General features: G+C 35.8%; 19 protein-coding genes. 7 read left to right on the forward strand and 12 right to left on the reverse strand.

The genetic code is table 11. The annotated features are described in order from the left end of the window. The first annotated feature begins 75 nt into the window (after positions 1-75). Complete coding sequence (rpsT, locus tag ACMAYX_RS09200; RefSeq protein ID WP_103217846.1) at positions 76-336, forward strand: 30S ribosomal protein S20; 261 nt, start codon at positions 76-78, stop codon at positions 334-336. A 78-nt stretch (positions 337-414) separates the two neighbouring features. Here the strand turns inward: rpsT and ACMAYX_RS09205 are convergent, their stop codons facing one another. Together ACMAYX_RS09205 and ACMAYX_RS09210 are read right to left on the reverse strand one after the other, a co-directional pair. Then, complete coding sequence (locus ACMAYX_RS09205) at positions 415-1,383, reverse strand: hypothetical protein (protein ID WP_412471707.1); 969 nt, start codon at positions 1,381-1,383, stop codon at positions 415-417. Then, positions 1,331-1,990, reverse strand: a complete 660-nt coding sequence (locus ACMAYX_RS09210) for a hypothetical protein (protein ID WP_103217844.1) — start codon at positions 1,988-1,990, stop codon at positions 1,331-1,333. Before ACMAYX_RS09210 ends, ACMAYX_RS09205 begins: the two co-directional genes overlap by 53 nt. A 77-nt stretch (positions 1,991-2,067) precedes the next feature. On the opposite strand from ACMAYX_RS09210, the gene ACMAYX_RS09215 reads away from it, so the two are divergent. Continuing rightward, the gene (locus ACMAYX_RS09215; protein WP_158246857.1) at positions 2,068-2,598 is read left to right on the forward strand and encodes a DUF721 domain-containing protein; all 531 of its coding nucleotides are present in this window, start codon (positions 2,068-2,070) and stop codon (positions 2,596-2,598) included. On the opposite strand, the gene ACMAYX_RS09220 is transcribed toward ACMAYX_RS09215, so the two are convergent. The 10 genes from ACMAYX_RS09220 to ACMAYX_RS09265 all read right to left on the reverse strand — a co-directional run bounded on the left by ACMAYX_RS09220 (position 2,581) and on the right by ACMAYX_RS09265 (position 12,013). Beyond that, complete coding sequence (locus tag ACMAYX_RS09220; RefSeq protein WP_392993350.1) at positions 2,581-3,204, reverse strand: methyltransferase; 624 nt, start codon at positions 3,202-3,204, stop codon at positions 2,581-2,583. The genes ACMAYX_RS09215 and ACMAYX_RS09220 overlap by 18 nt on opposite strands. Then, positions 3,188-3,775 (reverse strand): L-threonylcarbamoyladenylate synthase, encoded by a 588-nt coding sequence (locus ACMAYX_RS09225; RefSeq protein ID WP_103217841.1) that lies wholly within the window; start codon positions 3,773-3,775, stop codon positions 3,188-3,190. Before ACMAYX_RS09225 ends, ACMAYX_RS09220 begins: the two co-directional genes overlap by 17 nt. Next, complete coding sequence (locus ACMAYX_RS09230) at positions 3,772-4,596, reverse strand: hypothetical protein (protein WP_412471706.1); 825 nt, start codon at positions 4,594-4,596, stop codon at positions 3,772-3,774. Before ACMAYX_RS09230 ends, ACMAYX_RS09225 begins: the two co-directional genes overlap by 4 nt. Positions 4,597-4,862: 266 nt before the next feature. Further along, positions 4,863-5,966, reverse strand: a complete 1,104-nt coding sequence (locus ACMAYX_RS09235; protein ID WP_412471705.1) for a hypothetical protein — start codon at positions 5,964-5,966, stop codon at positions 4,863-4,865. 14 nt (positions 5,967-5,980) lie between these two features. Then, complete coding sequence (locus tag ACMAYX_RS09240; RefSeq protein WP_103217838.1) at positions 5,981-7,351, reverse strand: MlaD family protein; 1,371 nt, start codon at positions 7,349-7,351, stop codon at positions 5,981-5,983. A gap of 27 nt (positions 7,352-7,378) precedes the next feature. Then, positions 7,379-8,131 carry an ABC transporter ATP-binding protein gene (locus tag ACMAYX_RS09245; RefSeq protein ID WP_103217837.1) on the reverse strand — a complete coding sequence of 251 codons (753 nt, stop codon included), beginning with the start codon at positions 8,129-8,131 and terminating at the stop codon, positions 7,379-7,381. Between the two features lies 1 nt (position 8,132). Then, complete coding sequence (locus ACMAYX_RS09250) at positions 8,133-8,933, reverse strand: MlaE family ABC transporter permease (RefSeq protein WP_103217836.1); 801 nt, start codon at positions 8,931-8,933, stop codon at positions 8,133-8,135. Between the two features lie 37 nt (positions 8,934-8,970). Then, on the reverse strand, positions 8,971-10,098 hold the full coding sequence (gene alr, locus ACMAYX_RS09255) for an alanine racemase (protein WP_103217835.1): 1,128 nt from the start codon (positions 10,096-10,098) through the stop codon (positions 8,971-8,973). Beyond that, positions 10,095-11,447 (reverse strand): hypothetical protein, encoded by a 1,353-nt coding sequence (locus ACMAYX_RS09260; RefSeq protein WP_412471704.1) that lies wholly within the window; start codon positions 11,445-11,447, stop codon positions 10,095-10,097. The genes alr and ACMAYX_RS09260 overlap by 4 nt, the downstream gene beginning before the upstream one ends. A gap of 59 nt (positions 11,448-11,506) precedes the next feature. Further along, positions 11,507-12,013: a shikimate kinase gene (locus ACMAYX_RS09265; protein WP_103217833.1), complete on the reverse strand. Its 507-nt coding sequence runs from the start codon at positions 12,011-12,013 to the stop codon at positions 11,507-11,509. A gap of 97 nt (positions 12,014-12,110) precedes the next feature. On the opposite strand from ACMAYX_RS09265, the gene ACMAYX_RS09270 reads away from it, so the two are divergent. The 5 genes from ACMAYX_RS09270 (at position 12,111) to fabD (ending at position 16,564) form a co-directional block, all read left to right on the forward strand. Further along, positions 12,111-12,683, forward strand: a complete 573-nt coding sequence (locus tag ACMAYX_RS09270; protein ID WP_392993361.1) for a YceD family protein — start codon at positions 12,111-12,113, stop codon at positions 12,681-12,683. Between the two features lie 105 nt (positions 12,684-12,788). After that, positions 12,789-12,995: a 50S ribosomal protein L32 gene (rpmF, locus tag ACMAYX_RS09275; RefSeq protein ID WP_103217831.1), complete on the forward strand. Its 207-nt coding sequence runs from the start codon at positions 12,789-12,791 to the stop codon at positions 12,993-12,995. Positions 12,996-13,142: 147 nt separating this feature from the next. After that, on the forward strand, positions 13,143-14,453 hold the full coding sequence (locus ACMAYX_RS09280; RefSeq protein ID WP_392993364.1) for a cytochrome-c peroxidase: 1,311 nt from the start codon (positions 13,143-13,145) through the stop codon (positions 14,451-14,453). A 143-nt stretch (positions 14,454-14,596) separates the two neighbouring features. Next, a complete protein-coding gene (locus tag ACMAYX_RS09285; RefSeq protein WP_103217829.1) occupies positions 14,597-15,595 on the forward strand; it encodes a beta-ketoacyl-ACP synthase III in 999 nt (332 codons plus the stop codon). 15 nt (positions 15,596-15,610) lie between these two features. Further along, positions 15,611-16,564, forward strand: coding sequence for an ACP S-malonyltransferase (fabD, locus tag ACMAYX_RS09290; RefSeq protein ID WP_412470338.1), 954 nt, complete (start codon positions 15,611-15,613; stop codon positions 16,562-16,564). The last annotated feature ends 6 nt before the right edge of the window (positions 16,565-16,570 follow it).

The raw sequence follows: 16,570 nt of genomic DNA on the forward strand, positions 1-16,570 counted from the left end.
CAAAAAGGCCCTTGGCAGATTATAAAAAGGGGCTTATTAATTAGATGTTGAACAAGTTAAACGTAGGAGTCGATTGTGGCAAACCACAAATCTGCAAAGAAAAGATCTAGACAATCAATTGTTAGAAACGAAAGAAATACTGCAAGAAAAACTGCTGTTAAGTCAGCTGTAAAGAACGTAAGAAATGCTATTGAAGCAGGTAACAAAGAAGAGGCATCATCTCTACTAGTTAAAGCGCAAAAGCTTCTTTCACGTCTTTCTAAGCACGGAGTTATCAAAGGTAACGCTGCTGGTAGAAAAACATCTAGACTTGCTGGTCAAATCAACAAACTTTAATCTTTTTCGAAAGTTTGAATATATAAGAAGCGGAGATATTTCTCCGCTTTTTGTGTTTGTACTTATTTGAAGTTAATCCTATAGACTTAAGTATTCTCTTCGTAGACTGTCTCTCAACCAAAAGTCCTTTGACTTTGCCATGATTTCAAAATCAATCATTTTCTGTTGAAATTTAACTAATTCTTGGAAATCCCATTTACGAGAAGCAAGCTGAATTCCCCTATCGTATTTACTAGGTGTTTTTTTCGCAGCCAAATATGAAGGATCAATAACCTTATTTACATGCCCCTGGAATGAGCGGAAAAAATCGAGATATATTCCAAAATCGTCTTCAATAAGAAGAAGGTTCAAATAAAACCTTTTAAGATTTGATTGATTGAATAAATCTGCCTGATCAAAAAAATCCAATTTCTTAATCTTAATAAGAGTCTTGGCCTTATCGAGAGATATCATCCCACTCTCGTCAACATGGTGAGAAAGAATATGGCAGCAGTTGAAATAATCACTAGCATTTTCAGGCACAGACTTTTCAATAAAGTTTTTAATCTGAGCAGAGATCTGAAAACCAAAATATTTTGCAAAAACATCAAGGTATTGGCCAAAATGCCATGGCTTAGGAGCACTTAAAGAAAGTGCCGTTAAGTCATCTTTAGGAAATCCCTTAGGTAGCCTTCCCTTCGTTATAAAGATAATTGATTCATTAATTAAATGACGATTATTATTAAATGTATCAAATGCATTTGATTTAATATCTTGAGCATCAATTACAATGAATGGCCCTGATGGACCAAACAAACCACCACCAGCAAGAAGTTCTTGTTCAATAAAGTCGAGACTAAATTCATGAGGCCAAAGCTTCTTAGCTTTCTTGGCCAAGCTATCGCAAATAATTTTTGAAGTAAACTCATCTGGAACACTCAGATGATAAACACCATCAAATACTTCTAGAACTGAAACGATCTTATCAATACCATTTAGTTCGAAGCTTTGCTTTTTAGAAGGCATATAGAAGTACCTCTCTAAAGTCTTCTCCGAACTCTTTTGCATCATCTACTAGAGACTTCTTGAATGTACCTCTATTCTTTACACTTCTTAGAGGTGCAGATGTATCAATGCCACCAACAGTATTTTCAATAATAAAAGAACTATTAATCGTAAATTTCTTAGAGAAAATACTACGAGGAAATTGAGAATGATCTAACTTGTAAAATGATTCGTAGAATTTAATTTCTTCAAAGTTTGGTTTTTTAAAAACACTTACTTCAATATCAAAATCATATGCACCTTCAGTCGAAAGATAGAATGCATTTCTATTTCCACCAAGTTGATTTTTCTGATCATCACTCATCAGAGTATCACCTTGTTCCCTAACTTCCTTACCAGCAATTTTCTTACTTGTAATTTCGGCCAATAGTATTGCATCACTTCGATAATTCTTTCCAGAACGAACTCTTAAGTTACTAAATGAAGATAATGTCTCAACTATTTGATCTGTATAAATTTGAGATAGGCCAGTAATCCCTGTGTGATTCTTAACAACAAAAACTGTTACACTGTGCACGCCCTGGGCCTCAAAAGGATTACTTGAATCACTAAAACGATACCCCGCACAAGAACTTAATAAAACGATGCTTATAAGTATAAGAAACTTCATATTACTAATATGCCTAGGATTAATGGAATCGTCTATTACTTTGACTGTGAGAGCCTATTTAATATATGATGCATGCTGTGAAAAACCTGAAAGATATTCTTAAAGATATTGATACTGACGGCCAGTTGGCGCGCTATAAGAACTATGCTCCCAAGCAAAAAGGCCTTGGAAGTGTCGACCTTTTTGACTTCCTCGATCTTTCAAATTCATGGGATAGAATTGTTGGGCCAAGACTTTCACAATTTACAATTCCATTGAAACTTAAGCATAAGTCACTGACTATTTTAACGTCTCACCCAGTTTATGCTCAACAACTTAAGTATATGGAAACAGAAATTATCAAGTCTATTGGTAATGTACTGCCACAAACAAAAGGTCATATTTCAAAGGTCTTTTTCCAAGTAGATAATCAATACTTCACAAAAAAGAAATCTTCTGTTGTTCAAAAAGAGAAGGTAAAACAAGAAGTTGAAAATAGACTTCACCCTCAGTCCCCTGAATACAAAGCAATTATGCAAGCAGCAGAAAATGAATTTAGAGATATTAGTGATAATGACTTGAAAGAATCTCTAAAGTCCTTATTCTTTCAATTAAGAACGAAAAAGTAAAAATATTGAAAAGGCATTTGTCTGATCTAATCTTTCAATTGAATAATTTTTTGAAATATTACTGATGACATTTTTTGTATCTTTATCTTCACGGCAAACAAAGAAGAAATATCCTTTTGGCGCTAATAACTCTGCGCCTTTTTTTAATAATGCTTCAAATTGGCCATCTTTATATTCGCGACATTTCCTAGTTCTTTCATTCAAAGCAGATCGTCCGCTGGCCTGATTAAAGTAAGGAGGATTCATAACAATGAGATCGTAAGAATTAGTAGCTAAGTTCGAGTCATCTAGTATATTACAAATTTGAGTTTTAAATTTAATACTTGGTAAGTACTTACGAAGTTGATCAATATTATTTTCAATATGTTCGAGGTATTCTTCTTGAAGCTCGTAGAGATCAAGAGAAGTCGTGTTTAATGATACTTTATTTGATAGCTTTTGAATTATTTCAAGGGATATAACTCCACAACCACAACATAAGTCAGCAATTGTTTCTGGATTAATCGTTTTTGCCAAAAGGTATTTTACAACCGAGTCAGCAAGCTCAATTGAATCACGAGAAAAACGATAAAATTCAGGTTGAGAATAATCAGTAATTAATTCCATGCTTATCTAATGTTTCGAGAATATTTTTAATATCCTCACCTTCTCGTATTATTTTTGCACTCAAGCCAGATATAAAGACAATTGTTGAAGACTTCCCACTTGGAGTTAAAAACTCGGAACTGATAAAGTTCGTTTCAGGGCAATGCTTTTGCCAAAATAAGTTAGCTTCTTCAGTATCACTAATAGGATCTTCACCTGTTAAGTTTAGACTTGTAGAAGTAATGAAACCTGGGAAGTCCCTAATACATTCATCAATAATCTCATTTTGAATTACGCGAAAACAGATAAAGCTTGTTTCATCAAATGGACCTGTAGGGAAATTAAGTGACAAGCTAGCTTTTGGTAACCCTACTGTTATCTGAAACTTAAAGAGGTCATCAAATAACTCATCCAAACTCTCCGAGCCTCTAGAGATTGAAATAAGCTGTTGGACATCATTTGTTAAGATACTCAGAGGTTTGTTTACAGAAGTCCCCTTAATCTTTGCGATCAGTTCATATGTTTCTATTTCAAATGGATTTCCACCAATACCCCAAACTGTATCAGTTGGATAAATAAATATATTCTTCATAGGTCGACCATTATGTTCTTAATAATATTTTCGTCTCTTTGCCCTAGATATAGTAAATGAAATGCAATCCAGCTACTATTTTTTTCATTTAACTTCTCTGCCAGATAAGTTCTTTCAATACTAAAAATAGGTCTTTCAAAAAACTTATCTTTCTTAACTAATTCTCGCTTAAAGACAGGATTTCTAAGTCCAACAATCAATGACATCATTTTTTCAAAATTATATGACTGATAAGATGAAGCTACCTTCTCAATTAAATCATCTCTCTTTTTTCCTATATTTGGAATATTATATTCAAACAAAATATTTCCATAGTCATCAAAACCTTGAATCGCAGGAGTATTAAAATAGCGCTCGACAAGTCTTTGCTTCAACTTAAAGTCTTCTAATTCCTGAACCCAAAATGGAGCGAGCTTGATTCCAAATTTATAACTAGAGAGATCAAACTCAAGAGTCGAGCCAAATGTTTGGTTTAGAAGCTGTGATAGTTTTAATCGACTATCTCCAGAAGAGATATGAGTGAATTTTTTAAAAAGCATTAGTTTATAAACTTCATCAATACTTGAGTTATTAATAATATCAAAAATACGTATGAGTGCTCCCTCATACCTTGCTCTTGCTTCACGCGGAATATTTTCATTAATCCAAACTGGATATAATTCGATATTTCTTTTTAAAAGGTCAATGATTACACCAGTTAACCATTCTGCTTTATTTAAAGAAGAAGCGATGACAATTTCTAACATCAATTGATGAAAGTTTTCTCTTTCTAACTTTTTCAAAAACTTCTGATGTCCAATATTTTTGCTATCAAACTTCATCTTTAAAGCTTCTTCGATTTCCTCGAGTGCTTTTAATGAACGACTCTCTTTTTTATTTTGAACAATAAGATCTGAATAAAATAGCTCCTGACATTTTGCCTGAAACTCAATCCACTGGTTTGAGGACTGGCCAGAAGTTGTAAATGCATAGATTAAATTAAATTCAAATTGTGAAATATTTGAACAATTTGGAGGTGCTGATTTTACAAACTCAGGCTTGTACTCAACTCCACTTAACGATAAATTATAAGAAATATTAACAAAGTTTAAAAATATCTTTTTTTTTTATCTGCTTGAAACTCTTGAGCTAATACTGTTGTAGTAGGCATTTTAAAATGAAGCTCAGAAAAGAGATCCTTTCCCACTAACTTTGAATAAAACTTAGAAATAAAAAATAAAAGAATTATGAGAACTCCAATGGCCACATAGACAAAGCTATAGTCACTCTTTCTCTTTTTCTTTTTTGATTTCGTCGTTTTTTTCTTCGTCTTCTTTCTTTTTGGACGAGGCATTTCAACGGCCTTCATAGGCTTTATTTCTTCTTCCTCATCTAAATTTGGCGCCGATGCCGGAAGCCCAGCTAGCTTTTCTTCCTCAAGAGCAAGTCTCGCATCTTCAGCAATCTCGTCTAAATTAGAATCTGCTTCAGCGACAATTATCTCTTTCTCAGCTTCTGCTTCAGCAACAAGAAGATCAATTTGGCTCTCACTGCTTGATGTGTCCGTTTGCTCTTCAGAGACGAGAGAAAGCGTTGACTGTGTACTTCCCAGATCTGGAAAGTCTAGGTCATCATCACTTGGTAATACAATTTCTTCCTCTTCTACATTCATGGCCTCAGCAACTTCGGCCATACTAACACCAGCATCCATATCCTTTAGCGGACTTGCGTTTGTAACAACTGGAGCATCATGTTGTGGAAGAGTATTATTGCTATAATCAATTGGTTCAGGAAAATCGAGATCACCATCTTCTGGTAAAACGATTTCTTCACCATCTTCTGTTGTATTTATTGAGATTGATCCAGAAGCCGTCGTTTCAGCTTCAGTAGAACTTGGTGTAGCAGGAAGTTCTTCAGAGTCTTTAATTTTTTCGACTATACCAGTAGTCTTTACAAGCTTAGATACGCTAGAGGCAACCTTTGTTTTTGCCTCTGATACAGGATTGAAACTTTGCTCTTCTTCGCCAAATAAATAACGATTTAATAAATCGTCTTCTTTAATCCAAAACCAATATCCATTACCACTACAGATTTCATCTTCCTCTGTAAGTGTTCCATCTTGAACAAATTCGATAACTTTTTGTTTCGAAAGTGGGCCAAGAATCTTATTTGATTTTGTGCGAATTAGCCAATTTCTATTGTCCATCATCATCTATTTACTACATCCTATAGAAAAATTCCTATGAATCCTTTTAAGTCTTCATCATTAAATTTTAGACCAAGACTATATACTGCATGTGGGTCATTAATTAAATCTTCACCTTCGATTTTACCATAAAGTACGTTCCAAAGTTGTAAATCTAGCCCAACGCGAATATTTGGCCCTACATCTTCTCTATAATCAAAAACTTCTAATGAAGATACCAGACCAATATCGTCAAAATTATAATCCACAGCGAATCCACCATATGATTCAATTAGACCACCACGAAATGTCCAGTTATCAATGCGACGGCCAAGCTGTAGGTTAAGAAGAATATCGTTATATTTTCTTTTCTTCTCATCAACAACAGTTGTGGTTCCACCAACAGTCGTCTCTGTAATCTTTCTTCTTTCTGGTCCAAACTCAGTTGTTGTCACACCAAGTAAGTAGAAACGTCCAGGAGAAGGAAAGATTCTAAGTTCAGCTGTCGTATCAGTTTGTCCTGTTCCCGTATTGGCCCCTGTATAAACAGAAAATTGAGTACGAATACTATCAACACGCCCAATAACTTTTTGAACACTAGCTAAAGTCGTTTTAACCTCATCAGCAATCTCTTCTTCTACAAGTAGCTTACCAACTGTCCCCTTACCATCTTTAATATCTCTTACAAGGCCTTGTAGGTCGGCCATCATACGATCTGTTTTCTTTAAAATTTCTTTTACATCAGCAACTGTACTCTCAGGCTCATTTGCATCTGTTTGAAAGGCAATTTGATCAGAAAATGCTTCAAGGTTATTCACAATATTTTGAATCTTCTCGTTATTGCGACCAACAATATCATTCAATTTTGCAGTCATTTCACGAGTATTTTCTAGAGTAAGCTGAACGTCGCGAATGATCTTTTTCATTGCAGGCTCGCCACCTTCTGGAACAAATGATTCTTTGATACTTCCGACAAGTGTTTTCACATCTTGCATAACATCTGTTGCATCTTTTAAAAGCGTCTCTATCCCCGCTTTCTCTTCTGCAATAATTTCTGAACCATCAGGAAGAATAACCTCAGAGTTTCCGATATAAATTTCAAGATACTTATCGCCAAGGAAACCAACAGAGCGAATCTTCAGTTTTGAACCTTTTGTGATTCCTACTCTTGCTAGAACTTCGAAAGTAATTTCTGCTTTATTTCCAATTAGACGAATTTCTTTAATTCGGCCGGCATTGATACCTGCAACCTTAATTGGTGTTTTTGGAAAAATACCAGACGCATCACTTACTGTTGTATAGTACTCATTATATGCTCCAAAACCAGATTGGTTTGAAGTCACAATAAGTGACATAACAACAACTGCTATCATGGCAGTTAGGGCCATTAGCCCAACTTTAAATTCATTCATTTTAACCCTCTTCCCTAGGCTTAGTACTTACAGATTTATAAACTCTTGCACCAAAGGGTGCTTTGAATTTCTAAACTCTTTCGCTGGTAAGTACTCAACAATATTACCACGATTAAGGAAGGCAACGTAGTCGGAAATTTCCAGCGTCGCTTTAACATCGTGAGAAATAATAATTGACGTTAATCCTATATCTTTATGTTTATGGCTCGTATCGACAATTAAGTCGTTGACCATTTTAGTCGTAATTGGATCAAGACCAGTAGTTGGCTCATCATAGAGCATAACCTGTGGACTTAAGGCCAGCGCTCTTGCAAGACCAACCCTCTTTCTCATCCCCCCAGAAAGTTCACTTGGTAATTTATCAAATGAAATTTCTTGGAGACCTACTGACTTTAGTAGACCAAATACCTTCTCTTCTATTTCTTTTGGAGTCATTTTAGTGAACTCTTCTAATGGAAAAGAAACGTTTTCAAAAGTTGTTTTAGAGTCAAATAAGGCAGCATATTGAAAAAGCATTCCGTAGTTTTGACGAAACTTTCTAAGTTCATCTTCTTCTAAAAGAGAAAGATCTTTGCCTAACACTTCAATTTTTCCAGAAGTTGGATGATGAAGCCCTAGAATATGTTTTAAAAGAGTCGACTTCCCCGCTCCTGAGAACCCCAGGATTGTTGTAATACTTCCTCTTTGAATATCAAAACTAAGATCATTTAAGACAGTATGTTTTCCAAAAGTCTTAGTTAAATTAAATATTTTTACTGACGAATCTTCAAAGTGTAACATTCTACATCACCTGCACTAAAAAGCTCGTTAAGAAATAGTCAAGAACGAGTACCGAGATCATTCCCCAAACAACAGCTAAGTTTGTTCCCTTACCTACCCCTTGGGCACCTTTTGTAACAGAGAAACCAAAATATGTTCCAATAACAGAAATAACAAATCCAAATACAATAGCTTTGATTATTCCTTGAAAAATATCTGAGACATACATGAACTGTCCAAGCTTTGAGAGATAAATCGCATCATCAATTTTTAGGGCAACAGTACCAACAATATAAGATCCAATATTTCCTACTAAGAGAAAGAAAATTGAAAGTAATGGTAGAGATAATGTTCCGGCAACAATTCTTGGTACAGCAAGAAATTGAACACTACTAATACCCATAACCTCAAGAGCATCAATTTGTTCTGTAACCTTCATTGTTCCAATCTGCGCTGCCATAGCTGCTCCAGCACGTCCTGCAACAATCAAACCAGTTAATACCGGAGCTAATTCTTTAGCTAGTGTAATTGCAACAACTGGCCCAACTAGTGAATCAACATTAATTAACTTGAAACCAAAATAAGTTTGGTAGGCCATAACCATTCCCGTAAATGATCCGGCCAAGAAAATAATGAATAAACTTTTATTGCCAATAAAGTCCATCTGCTCAAAAAATAATTTGAAACGATAAGGCTTTCGACTGGCCCAATAGAAAAAGTTAACGATAAAATTCATTATCGTTCCAAGGCCCGCAACATTTTTAATAATGATGCGACCTAAGTTTTCATTAAAGATGACAAAACTTCTAAGTAAATAATTCATTACTGAAATTTTACGGGAAAAAAAATGAAACTGCTACTTACTGTCGATAAATTTTGGGAATTCTTTCTGTTAAGTGAATGAACACTTCATAAGGAATTGTCTTAGACTCGAGGCATATGTTAGAGAAGTTCTCACCACTTTGATCCCAAACCACAAATCTCTCTCCATTTTTAATTTCAAGATCTTGGTTATTAAACAAAATTTGTCCCATATCCATATTCACTCGCCCGACAATTTGGCCAATTTCTTTACCGTGTCTTAAGTGAACATTTTGATAACGAGTCGAAAAGCCATCCCCATAGCCAAGTGCAAATATCCCAACAACACCATCTGTTGGACATGGAGTTGCTCCATAACCAATTGGAGTCCCGCGATCTACTTTAAAACTGTTGATAAAAGTTGTCTCAAGTCTAGAAATTAACTTTCCTTGCCAACAGCTCAGGTGACTATACTGAGGAAGAAGTGAAGTTGGTCCATACATCATAAGTCCTGGCCTTACGTGTGTTTCCTCCAAGCCTACTTTCTGTTCAATTGCTCCAGAATTTGCAAGTGATGACTTATCAATTTCTATCCCTGATGCAAGCAATTGCGATTTTAGCTCACGCCAATTTTCTTTTTGTGCAAGATTTCTCTTATTTTTATCCATCGATAAACTAGAGCTCGAAAAGTGCGACATCAAATGATAGATACTCTTTCTACCTGAAGCTTTAATTAGTTTAACGACTTCATCAATTCGATCAAGCCTCAATCCAAGTCGATTCATTCCCGTATTAAATTTTAAACACAGAGGAAAATATCTAAAGTCTTCTTGCTCTAAAAAGTACTTCAAGTTTGATTCGTTTGATAGAACTGGAATGATTCGATTATTTAAATAGATATCTGCTGCTTCTTGAAGATCTAGATTCACATCTGAGAAAACATATACTTCAAACTCTCCATTAGGAATTTCTTCACGCAGTCTTAAGGCTTCACCAATACTGGCACAGCCAAATTCTTTAATCCCTAGTTCAAAGTACGCAAACTTAACAATTGGAACCATTCCATGGCCGTAGGCGTTTGCCTTAACCATAAAAAGGGCTTCATTATTTGGACAAATTTCTTTCAGTAGTTGGTAATTATTTGCAAGAGTTGAGACGTTAATCTCCATGCAACTTTTTATTCTCATATTGTGCTTTCTTGAAACGATCTCTTAGCTTTCAACTTTCTTGCTGTTGTTACCATTGAATACTGAGAATATGGTACTTCAAATACATTTAATGACATTGAAAGAATTAAACTCTTATCCTTCCCTGAAAAATACTTTGCTAAGCGAATATTTTTGCAAAGATCTTTTGCCGCTGCAAAACTTTCTTCGAAGAAATCATTTTCAACATCTAAAACAATTGATTCAAAAGAGATATTATAAATATTTGATAAATTAGTTATCTGCGATAGATTGATCTTCATATCGCGCCAAAAAGTTTCCCAATCAAAATCAAAGTCCGATCTTAATTCCAGTAGATCTGATATTTCAGAAGTGTCTACAGCAATAAGATTTCTTCCGTGAGTAGTTTGAGAGATTTGACCAAGTAACTCAAAAGGTCCTTGAGCACTTGCCACCGCAGCTGAGTGAGTACTTGCATTCACTATTTGAGCATATACTCCACTTAGTAGAGACTCTACAACCTGCCAGTTAAAATTAAATAAGTAATCACGATCAACTTCAAGAGCTACAACAGTTGTAATATCCACACCATTTGCAGACATTGCAAGAGTTACAACAGGATTATGAACAAGGCTAGAAACTATATTCTTTACCATATTCATTCCGTTCTCATTAACCCCTCTAAGCTTAATATGACCTAACCAGATATCAGGAACATTGATATTCTTCATCCCATCATATTTAACGGCACATAACTTATTCGTATTACTATTAAGATCAAAAACTGTAACACTTGTTACAAATTCTTGTGGCTCAAATACATTTGCAATTAGAGATTTAAAGTCACTCTCATCTTTATTGAAATTAATTATGTCGCAAACTTCAAAGAAATCTTTTCCATAAAGAGTCTTCGTTCTTTCACTCTCAAGACTTGCAACTAAAGCTTCTTGTTTGTGACGATATTTATCATGGAAAGTTTCAAGCTGATTAACCTGTCTAATTAAAGATGTTTTGCGATTATATTGATCAAGAACTCCACGCACTTGCACTAGAAGATCTAATTCAGTGAAGATCGATCCAAGACTTTCAATTTTAGCAACTGACTTCAAGTCAGAGTTTGAAGCAACAATGAATGCTCTTTGAACTTTCTTTAGCTCAGGACGATCAAAAAGAGATTGGCCTTCATAGTCCACATCTTGAGCGCGTACTAATACTAAGTCATATTGTCTTTGAATATGAGAGATTAGAAATGAATCTGCGTCATCAAATGAATCAATAAGAATATTGATATTTTTAAAGATTTTAGAAAATCCCTTACAATCTTCAATCATCGAAGAAAGAATGGCTACTTTTGGACTAATCATTGTCATGGCGCAAAAACTCCTTCTAAGGACATAACATCGTCTAAAATCGTATCAAAATAGAAGGGTTATAGCAATTTTAAGAGCTCTTCTACTGTATTTATTTCTTGAATTTGTGCCTGCGTAAGAAATAGATCACTTTTTTCATAGCTTGGAGTTCGCTTTTCATAGAGATCTTTCATAAAATCGATACCATTTTTGGCCAATGGACGATTATTATCCTTTTTAAGCCTTTCCCAGCATTCTTCAAATGTACTTTGAATATAAACAAGCTTTCCGCCAATTTCTGAAATGAAATCAACCACAACTTGCTCATCTAATGCTCCGGCCCCAAGTGAAACAAGATAATCATCTTTCATATTTTGATGAAGTAGCTTAATCATATCGATTTCGTCTTTACGAAATTCTTCAATGCCAATGTCCTGAATATACTCCGCAAGCGAGTCATAGCCAGTTCCCATACGATTAAAAATTTCTTCATCTAAGTCAAATACTTGAAATTTATCATCCTTAGATAGCTTCTCACCAAATGTTGTTTTGCCGGCTCCAGAAAAGCCCGTTAGAAAGATTCTCATAAGTAAAAAACTACACGATTAAGTTCATAATGTCCTAATTTTCTTGCCTTTTGGCCCCTCGCAATATAAACAGAGAACTCAAATCACAGAGGAAAAAATGCAAATCGTAAATAAAGATAATACATTCTTAAAAGATTCAACGATTCTCATCTCACGCGTAGGTGACGAGTTTGAAACTTATCATCTTACTGATAAAAATAATGCGTGGGTAAAATCAATCCTAGACGGTATTACAAAGGACTTCGAACCTGAAGTTAAGCCTGAGGGCTTCGAGCACTTAAATGTTGAACTTCAACTTAAAAATGCTCGCGACTATACTTTTGGCGAGCACCTAATCGTTAAAGGAAAAGCTTCAGGAGCCTATACAGCAACTTGTGTACGTTGTCTTATTGATACTCCTCAAGAGTTTGAAACAGAGTTCACTTGTGCTTTTATTAATAAGAGATATGAAGACGATCCTGAGTATGAAGAAGTTGATGAGATTTACATCTCTGATGAAACTGCAGATATGTTTTTCCACGAAAGAGGTAAGGCAGATTTAAGAGAAGCCGTAGCAGAAAACTGCTTTTTGGCCATAAATCACTACCCAGTTCATGACGCAGACTGCAAGGGTCTATGTCAAACTTGTGGAGTCGACCTAAATACAGGCAGTTGCGAACATAAGAATTAATAAGGCCTAACTTTTAGGCTTGTAATAATGGAGTGAGTAAGGTATTTAAGTAAGCTCATTCGTAAAGATTTTTAAAAATTGAAGTTGAATATAACGGAGTAGAAAATGGCAGTACCTAAGAAGAAGACAAGTGTTTCAAGAAAAGGCCTAAGAAGAGCTGGTCAAACACACAAGCTTTACGCGAATAATGTAGTTGTAGCTGATTCAACAACTGGTGAGTTAACTAAGAAGGGATGTATTTCTCCATCTGGTTACTGGAAAGGTAAGAAAGTATTCGCTACAAAAGCAGACAGAGAAGAAGTAGAAGAATAAGATAATTCATTATTTCTCATATAAGAAAGCCCACTCTATGAGTGGGCTTTTTGCGTTTTCAAAGTCTGCTGGAACCTAATAAAAATCAGTTTGACCCATCAAACTTTCTTTTAGTATAACTAAACTACACAAACTGAGAGAGAGACCATGAGACTACTTTTAACAATTGCATTCGTATTTAATACATTTGCCCTATCCCCATTAGATGAAGCACTTTCTAAGCTCATCAAAAAACACAACTTAACTTCCCTACCTGAATCCCAACTACAAAATCAGAATGAAGTAATTCTAGGATCGCGCCTATTTGCAGAGGTTCGCCTAAGTGGAAATAAAGACATCACATGCATGCACTGTCATCATCCAATGCTTGGTACAGGAGACAATATTCCATTCTCAATTGGAACTGGTGGTGCCGGACTTGGAAAAAGTCGCGTTCAAGACGGCAAAGGCCATATTATTAAGCGCCATGCTCCGGCCTTAATCAATCTTGGCTACGACGAAATTACAGATATGTTTTGGGATGGACGAGTTCACGTTGACTGGAACAAGGGTGAATTTAAAACTCCAAGTGTGGAGCTTAATAACAAGCCTGAACTAAATAAGAAAATTCGCAATGCCCTAGCAGCTCAAGTTATCTTCCCTCTCCTCTCTGTTGAAGAGATGTTAGGAAAGGATAATGAAATCGCCTCTAAAGAAGGAGACTTAGCAAAGTGGGATGCTCTAGTTAAGCGCCTTCTAAATGGATCTAAAAGCGCGATGTACCAAAATCTTTTCAAACGCGCTTACCCAAAAGATTTTGAAGCAAATAAAATTGATATTTCACATGTTGCTAATGCACTAGCAGCTTTTATCACTAGAAACTTTAACCTTGTTGATACTCCCTACGATGAATACTTAAATGGAAATCAAGGAGCACTAAATGAATCCGAAAAAAGAGGTCTAAAAGTTTTCTTAGATAAAGGCGCTTGTATCAACTGCCACAGTGGCCAACACTTAACGGACTGGGATTATAAATCAATTGGGCTTCCACAAATTGGGCCAATCAGTTCAGATGCTACCTTGAACGATAAAGGTCGCTTCGAAGTCACTGGCAATAAGGCAGACCAATATAATTTCAGAACACCACCGCTAAGAAATATTCATCTATCTGCACCCTATATGCACAACGGTGTTTATGAGACTCTAGAAGAGGTTGTTGATCACTATAATCACACGCGTCCTGCTATTAAAAACTATATTGTCACAGAGGTAACTCAAGGTCATTACGAAGAAAAAATCGTAAAAGATGAAAATTTTGTTAACAATAAATTGCGATATCAGTTAATAAGCGATGACGATATTAGACGTCCACTACAATTAACAGAGGATGAGAAAGCAGATCTTGTTCAATTCTTAAAGACAGGATTGGCTTCACGCCGTCTACAAAGGCTTAAAGAAGCTTCAAAACTTTTAAAATGAACACAAGGCCACAAACGTGGCCTTTTATTGTAAATTTGACCCAAAAACACACAGTGTCAAATAATAACGCCCCTGCCCTTCCCCATCATTGTTATACTCAATAAAATAGGCGCAATTTTTTATTACCAAGATTAGGAATTTAAATGGATATTAAAGTAAAGATTAAAGGAACTGGAATCTACGCTCCAAAAGAAGTTAGAACAAATGTCGACCTAGAAAGTATGGTTGAAACAAGTGACGAATGGATTTATGAAAGAACGGGAATCCGTCAGCGTCATATTTGCTCAACAGAAGGTGGCGAGTGGCCAAGTGATATGGCCTACCATGCAACTCAAGATGCACTTAAAGCGGCAAACCTTGAGCCAAATGATATTGATATGATTATCTTCGCATCGGTTACTCCAGATTATAAACTTCCAAATACAGCTTGTATTCTTCAACAAAAGCTAGGAATCACAAATAAGTGTGCGGCCATTGATATTGCAGCAGCATGTTCTGGATTTGTTTACGGTTTAAATATGGTGACAGGACTTATTCGCATGGGTGCAATTAAGAATGCCCTTGTTGTTGGTTCGGAAATGTTATCTAGAGAAGTGAACTGGGAAGATCGTAACACTTGTATTCTTTTTGGAGATGGTTGTGGTGTTGCCATTGTTGGTGCAAACGAAGATGGTGATGACTCAGATATCCTTTCACTTGAATTAGGTGCAGATGGTGCAGGTAAAGAATTCTTTGACCAACCAGTTGGTGGAGCAGTTGATCCAATTACATCTCAACACCTAAACGAGAGAACTCACTTTATGCAAATGAAAGGTAAAGAAATGTTCCGTGTAGCAACGAGAACTCTTGCCGAAAATGCTAAAAAAGTTTTAGAAAAAGCAGGTAAAGACTTAGAAGAAGTTGATTGGTTAATCCCTCACCAAGCAAACGTAAGAATCATCGAAACAACAGGAAAACTTCTAGGAATCAACCCAGAGAAAGTAATTGTTAATATTGATAAGTACGCAAATACATCTGCGGCAACTGTTCCAATCGCAATGCACGAAGCAATTGTTGATGGAAGAATCAAACGTGGTCAGCTACTATTACTAGATGCGTTTGGTGCAGGTTTAACTAGTGGAGCAACTCTACTAAGATATTAATTAAGGTTTTATATTATGAAAAAAGTTGTTTTAATTTTCCCTGGTCAGGGATCACAATACGTAGGAATGGGAAAAAGTCTTGAAGGACACCCATCATTTGAATTACTTGAAGAAGCAAATGGAGCTCTTGGATACAACCTTTCAAAGATTATGCTTGAAGGCCCTGAAGAAGAGCTAACTCTTACACAAAACACTCAACCAGCAATTCTGACTTACTCAATTGGCCTATTTCAAAAAGCTAAAGAGATCTTAGATGCAGCAGGTGTTGAAGTTTCATGTGTACTTGGACACTCAGTTGGTGAATACCCTGCACTTGTTGCAGCTGGTGCTCTAAGCTTTGAAGATGCACTAAGAGCTGTTCACAATCGTGGAAAATATATGCAAGAAGCTGTTCCTGCGGGAATGGGAAAAATGTATGCTGTAATGAGAGTTCCTGCAGATATCGTTGAAAAAGCATGTAAAGAAGTTTCAACTGAAGGCAATGAAGTAATGCCTGCAAACTTTAATGAGCCAGGACAAATCGTTATTTCGGGACATGCAGATGCCTGTGACAAGGCCGTTGCATGGATTTCAGAAAACTTCTCTGAACCACATAAAACAGTTGAGCTGAAAGTAAGTGCTCCATTCCACTCTAGTCTTATGAAACCAGCTAGAGAAAATATGGCAGCATTTTTTAATGACGTAACTTTTAATAAAACGACAATTCCTTATATTGCCAATATTGACGCCAAAAAGTATCAAATTGGTACAGACGGTGAAGTTGTAAAAGAGAACCTGATCAAGCAAATTGATGGTTCAGTTCTTTGGACTCAAAGTTTTGCAAGCCTAGATGATGACACTCTTTGTGTTGAGGTTGGACCAGGACGAGTTCTAATGGGACTAGCAAGAAAAATTAACCGTAATATCAAAGTTATCTCTTTAGACAAAGATGGTGCCTTTGATGAATTAAGAGAAGCACTAAACTCTTAGGAGCAA

It is taken from the genome of Halobacteriovorax sp. RT-2-3, from assembly GCF_047085075.1.
Lineage (GTDB): Bacteria > Bdellovibrionota > Bacteriovoracia > Bacteriovoracales > Bacteriovoracaceae > Halobacteriovorax_A.